The following is a 17,566-nucleotide window of genomic DNA, read 5'->3' as shown; positions in this document are numbered from 1 at the left end:
GGGACCCCGAACGATCTCCGGTTTGCCGCCTCACACATCGACGAAGGTGGCTCCCACGTCCACCAGTTGTTTGACTGCATAGGCCGGGTCGAGCAGTGCCTCGGGAGTGTAGATGCCCGGCGCCACCGCATCGCCGCGCAGCCCGAGCAAACGTTCGATACCCAGGGCGAGGCCGAGCGACGTCAGCGGGCGTTGGCCGCCCGGGTGGACCACGTACCGGGTAATACTCAGCGGTGCGCCTGCCGGTCCTCTCCCTTCGAGGTCGATCCGGACCTCGACCGACGGCGCCTCGCCACGGCGCGAACCCGCGGATTCACCGACCGCGAAGGCGAATTCGACGTTCGGTGCACCCGTCGCGAATGCCAGACTTGTCACGTCGAGGATCGGGATGGTCCGGCCGGTGAGCGCGGTGCCGTCGAGGCTGCGCAGTTCCACCTGCGCTTCGGCCGCGGCGGTCCAGGCGAACACCCCGTCGCGCCGCGCGTACCCGGCCGAGGTGACCTCCGCCCAGCGTTCGAGATCCGCGAGCCCCGCGGGTCCGCCCGCGTCGTTCTCATCGAGTATCGCGCCTATCCGGATGGTGTCGACCCGGTCGAACTTCTGGGACCACTCCAGCACCGTGAGTGTGATGACACCCGCAGCCCAGTGGCCGGCCATCAGTACCGGTGCTGCGCCAGGGCGCTGCACACCGGCGGTGATCTCCGGCGCGATATCGATCAGGCCGCTGGACAGTCCGACGTACGGTGCGCCGTGATCCTGCGCGAAGCGTAACCCCGTCAGCCTGCTGTCCCACAGTGTCGCGACCACCGCCGAATACTCTCGACCCGCGGGCAGCCCGAGATCGTCACGCGCCATATCGACGGTTACCGCGGTGGCACCGCCCAGTTCGTCGGCCACCCGCTGCGCGCGTTCCGGATTCCGGCCTGCAACGGTCAACGGCAGCTCCGGGTACCACCGCCGCAAGCGGGCAGCGGTATCCGAGCCCGCCTGCCCCGAACCGCCCAGAAGCAAAACAGATTTCCGCTGTTCCATGAGTATTTCCCTCTCGATACGCCGGTACCTACATTTTGTAACCTACATTTTGTAGTAATCTCGGGCAAGAGGCGCACGAGGAGGGCAATGACCACCACATCGACCCGCCTGTCCAAGCAGGCCCGGCGCGAGCAGTTGCTCGACGCGGCCCTGGCGATCGTGCGCGCCGATGGCGCCGACGGGCTGACGCTGCCCACGCTCGCCGAGGCGGCCGGAGTCAGCAGGCCCGTCGTGTACGACCACTTCGGCACCCGTCCCGGGCTGCTGCTCGCGCTGTACCGGCGGCTCGACGAACGGCACCGGGCCGTCACCGTGCAGGGACTGAAACAAGCCCCCCGGACAGCGGTGGGCATCGCGAGGGCGGTCAGCGTCGCGTACTTCGCCTGCGCCACCGACATGCCGGAGCTGAACGCCGTCTCCGCGGCTTTGAAAGGCGATCCGGAAATGGAGGCCGTTCAGCACGAGATGCTCGACGGCTACACCGATTCGATGGCCGATGCGCTGGCGCCGTACTCGGGCCTGAACCGGGCTGCACTGCGGCTGCACTGCGTCGGCGTATTCGGTGCCGCCGAGGCCATTGCCGCGGAGCTGCACCGTGGGATCGCGACCGTCGACGACGCCGTCGCGGCGCTGACCGGCGTCATCCTCGGCAGGCTCGAGGGGGGCACCGGATAGTCATACCGCAGGTGCTCGCCGAGCTGATCCCGACCGCCGCAGCGGAGTCGGTGAGCGGTTTCTATGGTCGGGCCGACAGGATTTGAACCTGCGGTCACTCGACTACCGGATCCCTGGCGACGGTCGGAACAGTCGGGCCTGTTCGTCAACGTCATCGGGTGGATCCCGAAATCGGCGGCTACGTGGTCCAGCCTCACGCCTTCTTCGCGATGGCGGGCGACCCGGACCACATCGTCACGGAACTCCTGCGGGTAGGGCTTGGGCACGATAGCTGCCTGCCAGGCTCGCCTGTCGGCAAGCCGGATCGTGTCTCCTATCCGTGCAGCAGCCCCTAAGCTGACGTTTGTGGATCTGTTCGTCGGTATCGATATGGGGACAGGGAGTAGTAAGGGGGTGCTCGTGCGCCCGGATGGAGTGGTGGTTGCCGAGCATCAGGTGGGTCATGAGATGTCGATGCCGCGGCCGGGGTGGGCCGAGGTCGACGCGGTGGGCTTGTGGTGGGCGGAGGTGTGCGCGATCAGCCGCACACTGATGGCCGCCATACCGTCGGGGGCGCGGATCGCCGGGATGTGCGTCAGCGGTGTCGGTCCGTGCCTGGTGTTGTGCGACGAGGATCTCGAGCCGGTACGGCCCGCCATTCTGTACGGCATCGACACCCGGGCGTCGGTGGAGATCGCCGAACTCACCGAGTTGTTCGGCGCGGAGAAGATTCTGTCGCGGACGGGCAAATCGCTGTCGAGTCAGGCGGTCGGCCCGAAGATCGAATGGGTGCGCAAGAACGAGCCGGAGGTGTTCGCTCGTGCCCGCCGCTGGTACGGCTCGAATTCATTCGTCGTGGCGAAGCTGACCGGTGAGTATGTTCAGGACCATCACACGGCCAGCCAATGCGATCCACTGTATTCGATTCGCGACTTCGACTGGAACGCCGAATGGGCCGGGCGAGTTCTGGGCGCGTTGCCGCTGCCCCGGCTCGTGTGGCCGTCGGAGGTGGTCGGCGTGGTGACCGCGCGGGCGGCCGCGGAGACCGGGATTCCGGCGGGCACGCCGGTCGTCGCGGGCACCGTGGATGCCTATGCCGAGGCATTCAGCGTGGGTGTGCGCGATCCCGGTGACCTCATGCTGATGTACGGATCGACGATGTTCCTCGTGCAGGTGCTGGAAACGTTCCATACGAACCCGGCGCTGTGGACGACGACGGGTGTCCAGGAGGGCACTTTCGCGCTCGCGGCGGGAACATCGACCGCGGGTACGCTGGCCAACTGGTTGCAGAAGGTGACCGGCGGGGCCCCATTCGACGTACTGATGGCCGAGGCCGCGGCCGTGCCGCCGGGCTCGGAGGGTTTGCTGGTGCTACCTTACTTGGCCGGTGAGCGCACGCCGGTGTTCGATCCCGACGCGCGCGGTATCGTCGCCGGACTGACGCTGCGGCACGGGCGTGGTCATCTGTTCCGCGCGGCCTACGAGGGAATCTCTTTCGGGATCCGCCAGATTCTGGAGATGTTCGACAACGCCGATTCGCCGGTCTTGCGGGCGGTCGGCGTCGGTGGGGGGCTGCGCAGTCCGGTGTGGGCGCAGGCGCTCAGCGATATCACCGGGTTGACCCAGCTGCAGCCGGAACAGACCATCGGCGCGAGTTACGGTGACGGCCTGCTGGCCGCTATCGGTGTGGGACTGGTCGCGCCGGAGACGGATTGGACGCGGATAGCCGGCGAGATTACGCCGAACCCGGAATACCGCGAGCGATACGACGCCCTGTACGAGACATGGCTGCAGCTGTATCCGGCCACCCGGGACCAGGTGCATACCCTGACTCGGCTCAGCTGACCGCGTAACCACCGTCGATCGGAACGTCGACGCCGTTGATCATCGAGGCGAGGTCGGAGGCGAGGAACAGCGCTGTCGCGGACACCTCCGCGGGTGCGGCGAAGCGGCCCAGCGGGATACGGGCCAGCATCGGCGCAGCCTTCGTTTCCTCGCCCCAGACTTTGCGGCCCATATCGGTGAGCACAATGGTGGGGCACAGGGAGTTCGCGCGCACGCCGTCGGGCCCGAGCTCGAGTGCCAGCACCTTGGTCGCCATCACCAGGCCCGCCTTCGACGTGCAGTACGCGTAGTGCTCGGGCAGTGCGCGCAGGGCGGCCGCGGAAGCGACGGTCACGATCGATCCGCCGCCCGCACGGGCCATCGCCGCACCCACGGTGGCGGCGAGCAGTGCCGGAGCGCGCAGATTGACGGCGAGGACCTCGTCGAACGATGCCGCCGTCAGATCGGTGACCATCTCCGGATGTGAGATGCCCGCGTTGTTGACGAGCACGTCGAGCCCCCCGAATACCGCGCCGGCCTCCGCGGCCAATCGGGTGGGAGCGCCCGGATCGGCGAGGTCGGCGGCCACTGCCGTGACGCGAACCCCGTACTGCTGCGCCAGGTGCCGGGCCTGAACGTCCAATGTGTCCTGGTCACGACCGGACAGCACCAGCGAGGCCCCCGCATTCGCGAAAGTCTCGGCGATATCGGCTCCGATGCCTTTCGACGCACCGGTGATCAGTACGCGCTTACCGTCGAGGCGAATCGAGTTCACAGACTCTCCAAAAGCTGTTGTGCGGTCGATGGATCGGTGACGAGCTGGTTGAAGTACCCGGCGCGCGCCCCGGCGAGAATCGGGGTCACCTTGTCCGCGCCGACGGCCACGGCGATCCCCACCGGGATTTTCTGCAGCACGGACAATTCCACGGCAATCAGCCGTTCGCGGCCGGGAAAGTCGACGGGTTCGCCTTCCCGGTTGTAGAACCGCGAACACACATCGCCCACCGCTTCGCGCAGGGATGCGGAGGTGGTGGGAACGAACTGTGGTATGTCATCGCGCAGCAGCGGCGGCGCACCGACGCCCATGAGCGCGCACCGCGCCCGTGGCCACAGATTCAGCACCCGCTGAATGGACGGATCGGCATGCAGGGTGTCGTAGAGCTCGGGTCCGGGGAGGGCGGGTGCGAACAGGTAGTTCGGCCGGCCGCCGAGTTTGTTGGAGATGAGCCGGGTGATCTCGTTGGTCTGATACCACTCCTCGGGCTGGTCGTTGCCACCGACGGTGGGGGTGACGAGGACACCGGGGATGCGTTCGAGGTCGAACTGCGCCACTTGGTGGACGGTGCGTCCAGACGAGACCAGCAGCACGTCTCCGGGGACCAGCCCGACCTCCGAAAGTGCGCGTGAGACTGCGGGTGCGAGGTAGCTGCCCATTACCTCCACGGTCGGCTTGGCGGGGGTCGGCGCGGGTAGCGGCGCGGACAGATACACCCGTCGCAACCCGATCGCATCGGCGAGGGTGTTCGCGAGATCGCCGCGGTCGTCGGCATGGGGTGCGCGGACTTCGATGTGGACGATGCCCTGGCGGCGGGCTTCGGACAGCAGCCTGCTCACGGTCGCCCGGCTCACGCCCAGCTTATGGGCGACTTCGGCCTGGGTGGCGTCCTCGTCGTAGTACATTTTCGCGGCCGCGTAGAGCTGCGACGGCGCGAAGCGGCCACCCTCGGCGCTTGTCGGCGCACGAGTTTCGGAGCTGCTGTGCATGGCAGAAGTATCGCATTGCACATCAGTTCACGCCAATAATTCCGTGAACATTCGTTCTGGACCAATGTGCCGACCTGGGTTAGTGTGATCGCGAACATAGGGATGAAGGGCAGTGGTGATGACGGAGACGATGCAAGCGGTGATCTGCCACGGTCCCGAGGACTATCGGCTGCAAGAGGTTCCCGTTCCGGTACCGGGGCCCGGCGAAGCGTTGGTGCGGGTCGAGGCGGTGGGCATCTGTGCGAGCGATCTGAAGTGCTACCACGGGGCGCCGAAGTTCTGGGGCGATGAGAACCGCCCCGCGTGGGCCGAGACGGAGGTGATCCCCGGTCACGAATTCGTCGGTGAAATCGTGCAGATCGATGCCGCGGGCGCCGCGCGCTGGGGCGTCGAGGTAGGGGACCGAGTGGTCTCCGAGCAGATCGTGCCGTGCTGGAAATGCCGGTACTGCCTACGCGGGCAGTACCACATGTGCAAACCGCACGACCTCTACGGTTTCAAGCGCCGGACCCCGGGCGCTATGGCGGAGTTCATGGTCTACCCCGCGGAAGCGCTGGTGCACAAGGTGTCCAAGGACCTTCCGGCCGCACACGCCGCATTCACCGAGCCGCTGTCGTGTTCACTGCACGCGGTCGAGCGGGCGGGTATCACCTTCGACGATGTCGTGGTGGTGGCGGGTTGTGGTCCGATCGGTCTCGGCATGGTGGCCGGTGCGCGGGCGAAGAGTCCTGCCCATGTCATCGCGCTGGATATGGCGCCGGAGAAGTTGCTGCTGGCTCGTGAGTGCGGCGCCGATATGGTGATCAACATCCGCGACGAGGACGCCCAGGCCATTGTCATGGAACTCACCGACGGCTATGGTGCCGACGTCTACCTGGAAGGCACCGGCCATCCCTCCGCCGTGCCGCAGGGCTTGAACCTGTTGCGCAAGTTGGGAACCTACGTCGAGTACGGCGTATTCGGCAGTGATGTCTCCGTCGACTGGAGCATCATCAGTGACGACAAGGAGCTCGATGTGCGCGGCGCGCATCTGGGCCCGCACTGCTGGCCGGCCGCCATCCGCATGCTCGAGTCGGGCATCTTGCCGATGGACAAGATCTGTACACATCAGCTACCGCTCAGCGACTTTCAAAAAGGTCTCGATCTGGTGGCCAGCGGAACCGAATCGGTGAAGGTTTCGCTGATTCCGTCCTGACCTGCCGAGAAGTTCGATGAGGAACAGATATATGAGCAGAAATCAGTTCTCGCGCCGGGACATGCTACGGGCTTTGGGCCTGGCCGGTGCGGCCGCCGCGGCACTACCGGTGCTCTCGGCCTGCGGTGTGGGTGGCGGATTCGAGGCCGTCAACGGTGCGGGCGAGGTGAGCGGACCCTTCGACTGGCGCGCTGCGGAGGGGACGACTCTGCACCTGTTGCAGACCCCGCACCCGTACCAGCAGTCGCTGCAACCACTGCTCGCCGAGTTCACCCGGCTGACCGGCATCACGGTCGACACCGATCTGGTACCGGAGGCCGACTACTTCACCAAGCTGAACACCGAATTGGCCGGTGGCACCGGCAAACACGATGTCTTCATGCTGGGTGCCTACTTCATCTGGCAGTACGGGCCGCCCGGTTGGCTGGAGGATCTGGCCCCGTGGATCGCCAACTCCTCGGCCACCAGTGACGCGTACGACTTCGAGGACATCTACGAGGGTCTGCGCACCTCCACCCGATGGGACTTCGAACTCGGAAGTCCGCTCGGTACCGGCGGACAGTGGGCGATCCCGTGGGGCTTCGAGAACAACGTGGTCGCCTACAACAAGGCCTATTTCGACCAGCGCAAGATCACGTTGCCGGACACCTTCGACGATTTCATCCAGCTGGCCGTCGATCTCACCGACCGTTCCCAGAACCGGTACGGCATCGCCACCCGCGGATCCAAGTCGTGGGCCACCATCCATCCCGGCTTCATGACGCAATTCGTCAGGGAGGGCGCGAAGGATTACGAACTCGTCGACGGCCGGCTCGAGGCCGCCATGGCCTCGGACGCCTCGGTGGACTTCACCGAGAAATGGATCGAAATGCAGCGCCTGGCCGGGCCGACGTCGTGGACCACCTACGACTATCCCCAGGCCACCGGCGACCTCGGTGACGGCACCGCGATGATGGTCTACGACGCCGACAGCGCGACCTACCCGAAGAACAAGCCGGGTGCCAGTGCGCAAGCGGGCAATATCGGCTGGTATCCGGGCCCTGCCGGCCCGGGGGGCAATTACAACACCAACCTGTGGACCTGGTCGCTGGCAATGAACGCACAGTCGACGAACAAGCATGCGGCCTGGTTGTTCATCCAGTGGGTCACGGGTAAGGAAGCCCTCTCGAAAGCCGTGCGGGGCGGGATCTTCGCCGATCCCGTGCGCAAGTCGGTTTTCGACGGTGTGTTCAAACAGCAGCTCGGCGGGATGCCCGGCTACCTCGAAGCCTTCGAGACGGTGATCGGCAGCTCGAAGATTCAGTTCACGCCGCAGAAGAAGTTCTTCGACACCACGGAGGACTGGTCCGTCGCGCTGCAGGACATCTACGGCGGTGCGAGCGCCCGTTCCCGACTGGCCAGCCTGGCCAAGACCTGTACGTCGAAGGTCAATCTCTGACCCGGCGTGGGTCGAAGAAAGGGAGGTCGACATGACCACTCAATCGGTTCGTCCACCGTCACATGCCGACCCGGAAAAGCCGGGTGCAGCGAAGCGAACTGATCCTCCGGAGGTGCCGCGATGGCGGCGGTCGCTGCGGCCGTACCTGCTGTCGATTCCGGCGGTGCTGATCGTCGTGGGGATTCTCTACCCGTTCGTGATCGGCGCGTACTACTCGGTGCTCAACTACGCCGCGGTGAACCCTGATCCGATCTTCGTCGGAATCCGCAACTACGTGAGCGTGCTGGGTGACGTCGAATTCTGGACCAGTGTCCGGGTCACCGGCACCTTCGCGGTAGTGGCCACCGTCCTGGAGACGCTCGTCGGTGTCGGCATTGCCCTCTTGCTCAACCGCTCCAGCTTCATCGGGCGGATTTTCGAGAAGGTGCTGATCCTGCCGCTGATGATCGCGCCGGTGATCGCGGCCGTCATCTGGAAGCTGATGTTCAACCCGCAGTTCGGCGTGCTCAACCACATCCTCGGTCTCGGATCCACCTTCGACTGGCTCAGCAGTGGCAATGCCCTGTGGTCGGTGATCCTGGTAGATCTGTGGATCTTCACTCCGTTCGTCGCGATCCTGGTGCTCGCCGGCATCCGTTCGCTGCCCAAGGAGCCGTTCGAGGCGTCGGCGGTGGACGGCGCGAGCTGGTTCTACATGTTCCGCAAGCTCATGCTGCCGATGCTGTGGCCCTACATCCTGGTCGCGGTCATCTTCCGCTTCATGGACAACCTCAAGGTTTTCGACGCGGTCTACGTCCTCACCTCGGGGGGGCCTGGCGTAGCGACGCGGACCCTGCAGATCGGGGCCTTCGAGGACTCCATCATCAACCTCGATTACTCCCGCGGCAGCACCTACATGTTCCTGCTGTGGGTGATCGTGTTCATCACCGCACGCGTCCTCGTGAGCGTGCTCGGAAAGGCGCAGCGTCGCGCTGCCGGAGCGGAGTCGTAGATCATGGCCAAGGAACTCTTACCCGGGCAGCGCCGTTTCACCCCGGCCTCCGTGGGCGCGGATATCGTGCTGATCGGCTGGTTCGTCTTCTCGCTGTTCCCCATCGTGTGGATGGTCCTGCTGGCGTTGAAGACGCCGGCGCAACAGACCACCACCTATTTCACGTTCAGCCCCACCCTGGAGAACTTCAGCACGGTGCTGAGCGGGAAGGGCACCGAACTCACCAGCGTGGACTTCAAAGCGGCACTGGTGACCAGCCTGCTCAATTGCGGTGGTGCGGTGATCGTTTCCCTGGTCATCGGTATTCCCGCGGCCTATGCGGCGGGCCGGTGGCAGTACAAAGGCTCCAACGACCTGATGTTCACCATGCTCTCGTTCCGGTTCGCTCCCGAACTGATGGTGATCGTTCCGCTGTTCGTCATCTACAACCAGATCGGCCTGTTCGACACCAAGGTCGGCATGGTGTGGGTGCTCCAGCTGGTGACGATGCCGCTGGTGGTGTGGATCCTGCGGTCCTATTTCCAGGATCTGCCGGAGGATCTGGAACAGGCCGCACTGCTGGACGGGTACACCCGCCGGCGGGCCTTCGTGATGGTCGCGCTGCCGCTCGTGCGGCCGGGTATCGCCGCCGCGGCACTGCTCGCGTTCATCTTCGCCTGGAACAACTACGTGTTCCCGCTGATCCTGGCCGACAGCAATGCCGCCACCGTGACCGTGGCGATCACGAAGTACCTCGGCGGTGGCGGACAGGCGTATTACAACCTCACCGCTGCTGCCGCGGTGATCGCGGCCCTGCCACCACTGATTCTGGCGCTCACCATCCAGCGATACCTGGTGCGCGGTCTCTCCTTCGGGGCGGTGAAATCCTGATGGCGGAGCTGACGGTCAACGGACTCACCAAGCACTACGGTAAGACAGTCGGCATCGACGATCTATCGCTCGATATCGCCGACGGCGAATTCTTCGTCATCCTCGGTCCCTCTGGTGCGGGTAAGACCACCACGCTGAAATCGATTGCCGGGCTGGTCCAGGTGGATGGTGGTTCGGTACATATCGGCGGCGCGGATATGACGAACATCGAGCCCTATCACCGCAATGTGGCGATGGCGTTCGAAAGTTACGCCCTGTATCCGCAGCAGACGGTGGCGCAGAACCTTTCCTCCCCGCTGCGCTCTGGACGTAACGGGAAGTACTCCGCGGCTCAGCAACAGGAGCGCGTCGATGCCGTCACTGTGACGCTCGGCATCGACCATCTGCAGCAGCGGTTTCCACGGGAACTGTCCAACGGGCAGCGCCAGCGCGTGGCCCTCGGCCGGGTGCTGATCCGGCCCGCGGACGTCTATCTACTCGACGAACCGCTGTCTCATCTGGACGCGAAACTGCGTGCGGCCATGCGAGCGGAACTGCGCGAGCTCGGTCGGATGTCGAATACGACGACCGTCTACGTCACCCACGACTACCAGGAAGCTCTGGCGCTGGGCGACCGAATCGCCATCCTGCGCGACGGCAAGCTGGTGCAGGTGGATACGCCGGAAACCATCTGGCGCAGGCCGATCGACACCTTCGTGGCCAAAGCGCTCGGCCAGCCGGAGATCAACATCGTCGATGCGATCGTCGACGATGGCGCGCTGCGGGTACCCGGAAGCAGTATCGAGATTCCGGTGCCTACCGAACTCGGCCTCCGCACGGGCAGCGCTGTCCGGCTCGGCATTCGCCCCTGCGATATCACCCTCGCCGCCGTAGCAAGCACCGCACCCGGGGTGGCGAACCTGACCGGCGTGATCACGCTGACCGAACGACTCGGGCGCAGTATCGAGGTCTCCGTCGATATCGGCGAAACGTCGCTGATCGCGCTGTCCCCGGGCGGACCGCATATTCGCGAGGGCGGCACCGTGGTGGTGACGATACCGCTGGCCGATGTGCACATCTTCGAAGCAGGCGAACCCGGCAGCGACAGTCTCCGTCTCGGTGCTGCCGCATCCAACTCCCAGGAGCGGCGATGACAGTCGAAACCAGAAACGGGTCGACGGCGCAGCGGTTGACCCTCGAGCGCCTCACCAAGACCTACGTCGCACGCGGCCGGGAAAGCTTCCAGGCGGTCAAGGGCATCGAGCTCGATATCGAACCCGGCGAACTCGTCGCATTGCTCGGTCCATCGGGCTGCGGGAAAACGACCACTCTGCGTATGATCGCCGGTCTCGAGACGGTGACCAGCGGCGACATCCGCATCGGCGACCGCACCATCACCAACCTGCCGCCCGGGAAGCGCGGTGTGGGCGTGGGTTTCGAAAGCTATGCCCTGTATCCGCCGCTATCGGTGCGGCAGAACCTCGGCTACGGGTTGAAGGCGCGCAAGGTCGCGGACGCCGACCGGCTCGTCAGCGATATCGCGCAGCGGCTGGAACTACAGGATGTGCTCGACCTGCGGCCCGCTAGCCTGTCCAGCGGGCAGAAGCAGCGGGTCGCGCTGGCACGGGCGCTGGTCCGGAATCCGCCGGTACTGCTGCTGGATGAGCCCCTCTCGCATCTGGACGCCTCGGCGCGGCAGCGGGTCCGGCGCGAATTGAAGGTACTGCAAAGGGAATTCGGCTACACCACGATCGTGGTCACCCACGACCAGGTGGAGGCGCTGAGCCTGGCCGACCGGCTCGCCGTCATGGACGGCGGAATCATCCAGCAGTTCGGCACACCCGACGAGGTTTTCGACGATCCGGCCAACCGCTTCGTCGCCGGATTCGTGGGCGAGCCGCAGATCAACATCGTCGACGGTGTGGTCCGCCGCGACGGTGCGGGCACGGTCGTCCAGATCGGCAGCGGTACGGTACCCGTCGCTGTCTCGACGGTCGAGGACGGTCAGCAGGTCGAGGTCGGTATCCGGCCACAGGACAGCCGGCTCTCCACCGAGCCGGCCGGCCCCGGCCGGCTGACGGCGTCGGTGCGCTACTTCGAACACCTGATGGAGTTCGGCCGCGCGGCGCTGGAGGTACCCGGTGTCGCGGAGCCCGTACTGGTCGAGACCCCGGCCCAGCAGAACTTCGCGGTGCACCAGCAGGTCGCGCTGACGGTACCGCCGGAACGGGTGTACCTGTTCGATCCCGAATCCGGACAACGATTGCGATAGAGGGCATCTGATGACGCGGCTGTACAACGACCCGGCATCGTTCACCGACGATATGCTGGCCGGATTTCTCGACGCCAACGCGGGATACGTCACCGGTGTTCCGGGTGGGGTGGTTCGCGCGTCTGCGCCGCCGCCGGGCAAAGTCGCTGTGGTCGTCGGTGGGGGAACGGGCCACTATCCCGCGTTCTGCGGGCTGGTGGGTCGCGGTTTCGCCGACGGCGCAGTGGTCGGCAACATTTTCACCTCCCCCTCGGCAGCCGCCGCGGCCTCGGTGGCCAGAGCCGCCGACGGCGGCGCCGGGGTCTTGCTGACCACCGGCAACTATGCGGGCGATGTGATGAATTTCGGTTTGGCGGTCGAGCAGTTGAACGCCGAGGGCATCCCGGCCCGTTACGTGGCCGTCACCGACGATATCGCCAGCGGATCAGCCGACGATATCGCCGCGCGGCGTGGTATCGCGGGTGACTTCACGGTGTTCAAATGCGCATGCGCGGCGGCGGAGGCGGGCTATGACCTGGACGGTGTATTCCGGGTCGCGACCCTGGCCAACGACAACACGCGGACACTCGGCGTCGCCTTCGACGGCTGCACTCTGCCCGGTGCCTCGACGCCGCTGTTCACCGTCGAAGCGGGAAAAATGGGGCTGGGTCTCGGAATTCACGGCGAGCCGGGCGTCGCCACGCACGAGATGCCGAGCGCCGGTGAACTCGCCGAACTGCTGGTGACCGGGGTGCTGAAGGAGAAGCCGGCGGGCGCCGGTTCACGAATCGCGGTGATTCTCAACGGTCTCGGGCGCACCAAGTACGAGGAATTGTTCGTGGTCTGGGCGACCGTGGCCGAGTTGCTGCGCACGGCAGGCTACACGGTGGTCCAGCCGGAGGTCGGCGAGCTGGTGACCAGCCTCGACATGGCCGGATGCTCGTTGACCGTGATGTGGCTCGACGAGGAGTTGGAGCGGTTCTGGACCGCGCCGGCGGATACCCCGGCGTATCGCCGCGGAAGCATCGTCGAGGCTCCGCCGATCGCTCGCCGCAGCGCCGTCACCCACACCCACCACCACGCGGATACGGTGGCGACGGCGGATGACGCCGCACGACAGGGCGGCGTCGCCCTCGCCGAGGCGCTGCACGCTGTCGCGTCGGCAATGGTCGAGGCGGAACAGGAACTGGGCCGCATCGACGCGATCGCCGGCGACGGCGACCACGGGCGAGGCATGGTCCGGGGCACTGCCGCGGCCTGCGCTGCCGCCGACGCGGCCGTCGCAACCGGGGCAGGCCAGGGCGGAGTGCTCGAGGCGGCCGGTGAAGCGTGGGCGGCGCAGGCGGGCGGCACCTCGGGCGTGCTGTGGGGTGCGGCGCTGACCGCACTGGGGGACCGGCTCGGTGATGCCGGCCGCCCTACCGACGCCGATATCGTCGCCGGACTGCGCGCCGCCTACGATTCGCTCGCTCGCCTGGGCAAAGCCCGACCGGGCGACAAGACCATGCTCGACGCCCTGCTGCCGCTCGTCGAGGTGGCCGAAAGCGGTGCGTCCTGGCGCAGTGCGGCCGCCGCCGCCGAGTCCGCAGCCCGCGCGACGGCCGAATTGCGTCCCAAAGTGGGCCGGGCTCGCCCGCTCGCAGAACGCAGTATCGGCAGCCCCGACGCGGGCGCGATCTCACTGGCGATATGCGCGCGAGTCGTCGCCGATTTCTTCGAACCGATCATCACAGAAGGAGCGCACCGATGACCGAATTGCTCAGGATCGTGGTCGGGTGCGATGACGCCGGGCTCGACTACAAGAACGCCCTCAAGGCCGATCTCGAGGCAGACGACCGGGTCGCCGAAGTGATCGATGTGGGCATCGGAAACGGTGAGCACACCGCCTATCCGCATGTTGCGGTCACCGCCGCGCGGACGATCGCCGCCGGCGGAGCGGATCGCGCACTGCTGATCTGCGGCACCGGCCTCGGTGTGGCGATCAGCGCGAACAAAGTACCGGGGATTCGCGCGGTCACCGCGCACGACAGCCTTTCGGTGGAGCGTTCGGTACTGAGCAACGATGCACAGGTGCTGTGCTTCGGGCAGCGCGTCATCGGCCTCGAACTGGCTCGCCGGCTGGCCAAGGAATGGCTCGGATACCACTTCGACCCCGAATCGGCGTCGGCGGCGAAGGTCGCCGCCATCGGCAGCTACGAAAAATACTGATCCGAGCTCGCCCCGTCGGCGGCCCCGGTGCCGACCGATCTGTTGATTGGAGGATGTTCGTGACGCGACAGATGACGCTGGTTGCCGGTGTGGACTCCTCGACCCAGGCATGCAAGGTAGTGGTACGCGACGCCGACTCCGGCCGGCTGGTTCGCCACGGTGCCGCCGAACACCCGTCAGGTACCGAGATCGACCCGGAGCACTGGTGGAAATCGCTGCAGCTCGCCTTCGAGCGAGCAGGTGGGCTCGACGACGTGGCCGCGGTGTCGGTCGGCGGACAGCAGCACGGCATGGTGTGTCTCGACAAGGAAGGCCGGGTCATCCGGCCCGCCCTGCTGTGGAACGACACGCGGTCCGCCGACGCGGCCGACGCACTCGTCCGGGAACTCGGTGACGGCGACCGTGTGCTGGGCGCTCGCCGCTGGGTCGAGGCTGTCGGCACGGTGCCGGTGGCCGCGCTGACCGTCGCCAAACTGCGGTGGCTGGCGGACCACGAGCCCGGCAATGCCGCGCGCATCGCGGCGGTGGCGTTGCCGCACGACTGGCTCACCTGGCGCCTGCGCGGCGCCGGCTCCCTGGACGATCTGGTGACCGACCGCTCCGACGCCTCGGGGACCGGTTACTTCGACGCGGTGTCCGGAACCTACCGACGTGACCTGCTCGCACTGGCTCTGCGGCGCCACGAGGAAGATATCCGCTCCCTGATGCTGCCCCGCGTCCACGGTCCCTGTGAGCAGGCCGGTATGGGAGGTTCCCGACTCGGCCTTTCCCGCACGATGATCGGGCCCGGGTGCGGTGACAATGCCGGGGCGGCATTGGGACTCGGACTGGACGTCGGCCGGGTTTTCCTTTCGCTGGGTACCTCCGGTGTGGTGGCCGCGGTTTCGGAGCATCGATCGGCCGATCCCACCGGTTCGGTGGCCGGATTCGCCGATGCCACCGGCAAATTCCTGCCACTGGCGTGCACACTCAATGCCACGCGGGTTCTCGACGCCATGGCCGTGGTACTCGGTGTGAACCACGACGAATTCGATGCGCTGGCATTGAGCGCCGCCCCGGGCGCGGGCGGCATGGTCCACGTGCCCTACCTGCAAGGAGAGCGGACACCGAACCTTCCCCACGCCACCGGCGTGCTCGATGGTATGACGTTGTCCTCCATGACAAGAGAGAACTTCGCGCGCGCATCGGTCGAGGGTCTGCTCTGCCTGATGGCCGACGCATTGGAAGCTGTTCGTGCACAGAACGTTTCGATCGAGCAGATCACTCTGGTCGGCGGTGGCGCCCGGTCGGCCGCGGTTCGTGAGATCGCCCCGTCCGTACTCGGGGTCTCCGTGCATGTTCCGCAACCCGGCGAATATGTCGCCGACGGTGCCGCACGGCAAGCGGCGTGGATCTTGTCCGGTGGACACCGACCACCGACCTGGCCGGTATCCGACGTCGGCACCTACACCGCACAGCGGAACTCGGGGGTGCTCGCCCGATATCGACGAGTGGCCGCCCAGGTCGCCGGTTCCTAGGGTGTTGTCGAGCGATGTCGGACCACTCTGCTTTGGGCAGACTCCCTCCAAGATGTAGTTCACGAGCGCGACGACGAAGCCGTCGGTGCAACAACCGTCTCATTGCCAAGGTTCTGAGACATCCGGCCGCTGCGGACTGTTCGCGTCCGCGGTGGCCGAGTGCTGGGTGGCTCCGGCGCTTCTACAGCCCGTGCCGGCCGGTGGTGAGGAAGTCCAGAACCAGGGGGCTCGCGTGTGCGCGGAATTCCTCGAAGTAGGCGTGCCGGGCTTCGGGGATCAGGTGCAGCCGGGCGCCCGGGATGCGATCGGCGAGCAAGGGTGCGTTGGCGACGGGGTTGAGCAAGTCGCCCGTTCCGTGGACGACCAGAGTAGGTGCACCGATGCGTGGGAGCAGGTCCCAGGCGTTGTGGCGGTTGCTGGCCGCCAGGTGATGGCGTCGGGAGTATGCGGGCATGCCGGGGTCACCGACTGTGTGGTGTGGGCCGGGGTGGTCGGCGAGCCAGTGCGGCGTATACATCAGCTCCAGCAGGGCTTGCCGTGCGGCCGCGAGGTGAGGCTGGGCCAGGGTCTCGCGCACATCGTTGCCACGTTCGATGCTGTGCGGGCCGCCGGGTGAGGTGCAGCCGAGAACCAGCGCACTGACCCGGTGCGAGTGCCGGGCCGCGAGTTGCTGGGCTACTCGACCTCCCATGGAAGTGCCGTAGACATCGGCTCGGTCGATGCCGAGCTCATCGAGGACGGCGATGACGTCCTCGGCGAACAGGTCGGTGCTGTGGGGTGTGTCCGGCTTGTCGCTGTCGCCGGTGCCGCGGTAGTCGAGAGTGAGTGTGCTGCGGGCAAGGTGGAAGTCGGCGCGGACCGCGTCCCACCAGCGATGGTTGTTGGCCTGGCCTGATAACAGGACCAGCGCTGGTCCATTGCCTTGGAGTTGGTAGGCGATGCGGATTCCGTCCGGTGTTGTCGCGTATGGCATCGGCTGCCTGCCCCTTCTTCTCTTTTGTCGGCGGGTGCAGTAGCTCAGCTGTCTACCTGCGCAGAGACCGTCATGGCAGCCATGCGCGCAGACCTGCATGGACGTTGCTTCTGTCCCCTGCCCTCGATCCGATAGACGACTTGCGTACCCCGCTGCGTCGGATTCCAGCCCCGGTGGAGTGCTCTGTGTACGGCCCGCGCGACCAAGCGCGGAGTGATTATCGTGCCGTGGTCGACCCAGGTGACCATCCGCTGTCCGTGTCCCTCGGCTATCTCCACGACAATCCCCAAGCCCGGCTCATCGTCCGGTGACACCACCCATCTGTAGCGTTCGCCATCGAGTTTCAGGATCCGTGTTCCTCGGCGCGCAATTCCCATGTGCTGACTGAACATGCTCTTGCCCATGTTCTCAACGGATTTTGGATCTTCCGGGTAGCCGCTTCGACGTCCCGAACGCCGGATCCGCGATAGGTCCCTGGCCGGTTTGCCTGCGCAGGCCGATTCACCCCCTTTGACCTGCCGATTAGTAGTCACAAACGACTGTGAGGTAATCTCATCGAGCACCCCGGAGGGGTGCGGCGGGCTGTGGCGCAGTTTGGTAGCGCACTTGACTGGGGGTCAAGTGGTCGCAGGTTCAAATCCTGTCAGCCCGACAACCGGAAATCCCTTCCCACCAGCGTGGGGAGGGATTCTCTGCTATTGCGGCAATCGAAGATCGGGACCTGCTCGGAACCAGTGCGCCTCTGACGGTCCAAAAGCTCGGGGGTCTGCGGGCTGCTGGTCCGCGTGGATGAGAGCGTGCCGAACGATCATCGTCGCCCATTACATCCCGAAGTCCGTGCCTGTGCGATCTGGCGGCTCGTCGGTCCGG

The 17,566-nt window shown here is 66.1% G+C and carries 15 protein-coding genes and 1 tRNA gene; 12 read left to right on the top strand and 4 right to left on the bottom strand.

Going from position 1 to position 17,566, the window contains the following annotated elements:
• Positions 1-30 precede the first annotated feature (30 nt).
• Positions 31-1,032 (bottom strand): saccharopine dehydrogenase, encoded by a 1,002-nt coding sequence (locus QH195_RS16765; protein WP_280436067.1) that lies wholly within the window; start codon positions 1,030-1,032, stop codon positions 31-33.
• Positions 1,033-1,119: 87 nt separating this feature from the next.
• On the opposite strand from QH195_RS16765, the gene QH195_RS16760 reads away from it, so the two are divergent.
• Together QH195_RS16760 and QH195_RS16755 are read left to right on the top strand one after the other, a co-directional pair.
• Positions 1,120-1,707 carry a TetR/AcrR family transcriptional regulator gene (locus QH195_RS16760; RefSeq protein WP_280436066.1) on the top strand — a complete coding sequence of 196 codons (588 nt, stop codon included), beginning with the start codon at positions 1,120-1,122 and terminating at the stop codon, positions 1,705-1,707.
• Positions 1,708-2,052: 345 nt separating this feature from the next.
• Complete coding sequence (locus tag QH195_RS16755) at positions 2,053-3,531, top strand: FGGY-family carbohydrate kinase (RefSeq protein ID WP_280436065.1); 1,479 nt, start codon at positions 2,053-2,055, stop codon at positions 3,529-3,531.
• On the opposite strand, the gene QH195_RS16750 is transcribed toward QH195_RS16755, so the two are convergent.
• The gene (locus QH195_RS16750) at positions 3,524-4,285 is read right to left on the bottom strand and encodes an SDR family NAD(P)-dependent oxidoreductase (protein ID WP_280436064.1); all 762 of its coding nucleotides are present in this window, start codon (positions 4,283-4,285) and stop codon (positions 3,524-3,526) included. The genes QH195_RS16755 and QH195_RS16750 overlap by 8 nt on opposite strands.
• Complete coding sequence (locus QH195_RS16745; RefSeq protein WP_280436063.1) at positions 4,282-5,274, bottom strand: sugar-binding transcriptional regulator; 993 nt, start codon at positions 5,272-5,274, stop codon at positions 4,282-4,284. Before QH195_RS16745 ends, QH195_RS16750 begins: the two co-directional genes overlap by 4 nt.
• Positions 5,275-5,392: 118 nt before the next feature.
• Between QH195_RS16745 and eltD the strand changes: the two genes are divergently transcribed.
• The 9 genes from eltD to xylB all read left to right on the top strand — a co-directional run bounded on the left by eltD (position 5,393) and on the right by xylB (position 15,723).
• The gene (gene eltD, locus QH195_RS16740) at positions 5,393-6,469 is read left to right on the top strand and encodes an erythritol/L-threitol dehyrogenase (RefSeq protein ID WP_280436062.1); all 1,077 of its coding nucleotides are present in this window, start codon (positions 5,393-5,395) and stop codon (positions 6,467-6,469) included.
• Between the two features lie 31 nt (positions 6,470-6,500).
• A complete protein-coding gene (locus tag QH195_RS16735; RefSeq protein ID WP_432278430.1) occupies positions 6,501-7,907 on the top strand; it encodes an ABC transporter substrate-binding protein in 1,407 nt (468 codons plus the stop codon).
• Between the two features lie 31 nt (positions 7,908-7,938).
• Complete coding sequence (locus tag QH195_RS16730; RefSeq protein ID WP_280490138.1) at positions 7,939-8,898, top strand: carbohydrate ABC transporter permease; 960 nt, start codon at positions 7,939-7,941, stop codon at positions 8,896-8,898.
• Positions 8,899-8,901: 3 nt separating this feature from the next.
• A complete protein-coding gene (locus tag QH195_RS16725; RefSeq protein WP_280425867.1) occupies positions 8,902-9,768 on the top strand; it encodes a carbohydrate ABC transporter permease in 867 nt (288 codons plus the stop codon).
• Complete coding sequence (locus tag QH195_RS16720) at positions 9,768-10,901, top strand: ABC transporter ATP-binding protein (RefSeq protein ID WP_280436060.1); 1,134 nt, start codon at positions 9,768-9,770, stop codon at positions 10,899-10,901. Before QH195_RS16725 ends, QH195_RS16720 begins: the two co-directional genes overlap by 1 nt.
• The gene (locus QH195_RS16715; RefSeq protein ID WP_280436059.1) at positions 10,898-12,019 is read left to right on the top strand and encodes an ABC transporter ATP-binding protein; all 1,122 of its coding nucleotides are present in this window, start codon (positions 10,898-10,900) and stop codon (positions 12,017-12,019) included. The genes QH195_RS16720 and QH195_RS16715 overlap by 4 nt, the downstream gene beginning before the upstream one ends.
• 10 nt (positions 12,020-12,029) lie before the next feature.
• Complete coding sequence (locus QH195_RS16710) at positions 12,030-13,748, top strand: dihydroxyacetone kinase family protein (RefSeq protein WP_280436058.1); 1,719 nt, start codon at positions 12,030-12,032, stop codon at positions 13,746-13,748.
• Positions 13,745-14,206 carry a ribose-5-phosphate isomerase gene (locus QH195_RS16705; protein ID WP_280436057.1) on the top strand — a complete coding sequence of 154 codons (462 nt, stop codon included), beginning with the start codon at positions 13,745-13,747 and terminating at the stop codon, positions 14,204-14,206. The genes QH195_RS16710 and QH195_RS16705 overlap by 4 nt, the downstream gene beginning before the upstream one ends.
• Positions 14,207-14,277: 71 nt before the next feature.
• The gene (gene xylB / locus QH195_RS16700; protein ID WP_280436118.1) at positions 14,278-15,723 is read left to right on the top strand and encodes a xylulokinase; all 1,446 of its coding nucleotides are present in this window, start codon (positions 14,278-14,280) and stop codon (positions 15,721-15,723) included.
• Positions 15,724-15,904: 181 nt separating this feature from the next.
• Here xylB and QH195_RS16695 read toward each other — a convergent pair whose 3' ends face one another.
• Complete coding sequence (locus QH195_RS16695) at positions 15,905-16,696, bottom strand: alpha/beta fold hydrolase (protein WP_280436056.1); 792 nt, start codon at positions 16,694-16,696, stop codon at positions 15,905-15,907.
• 578 nt (positions 16,697-17,274) lie between these two features.
• Between QH195_RS16695 and QH195_RS16690 the strand changes: the two genes are divergently transcribed.
• A tRNA-Pro gene (locus tag QH195_RS16690) sits at positions 17,275-17,348 on the top strand.
• Positions 17,349-17,566 lie beyond the last annotated feature (218 nt).

Source organism: Nocardia carnea, assembly GCF_029868855.1.
GTDB lineage: Bacteria > Actinomycetota > Actinomycetes > Mycobacteriales > Mycobacteriaceae > Nocardia > Nocardia carnea_A.
This window is presented reverse-complemented; position numbering and strand designations above follow the sequence as displayed.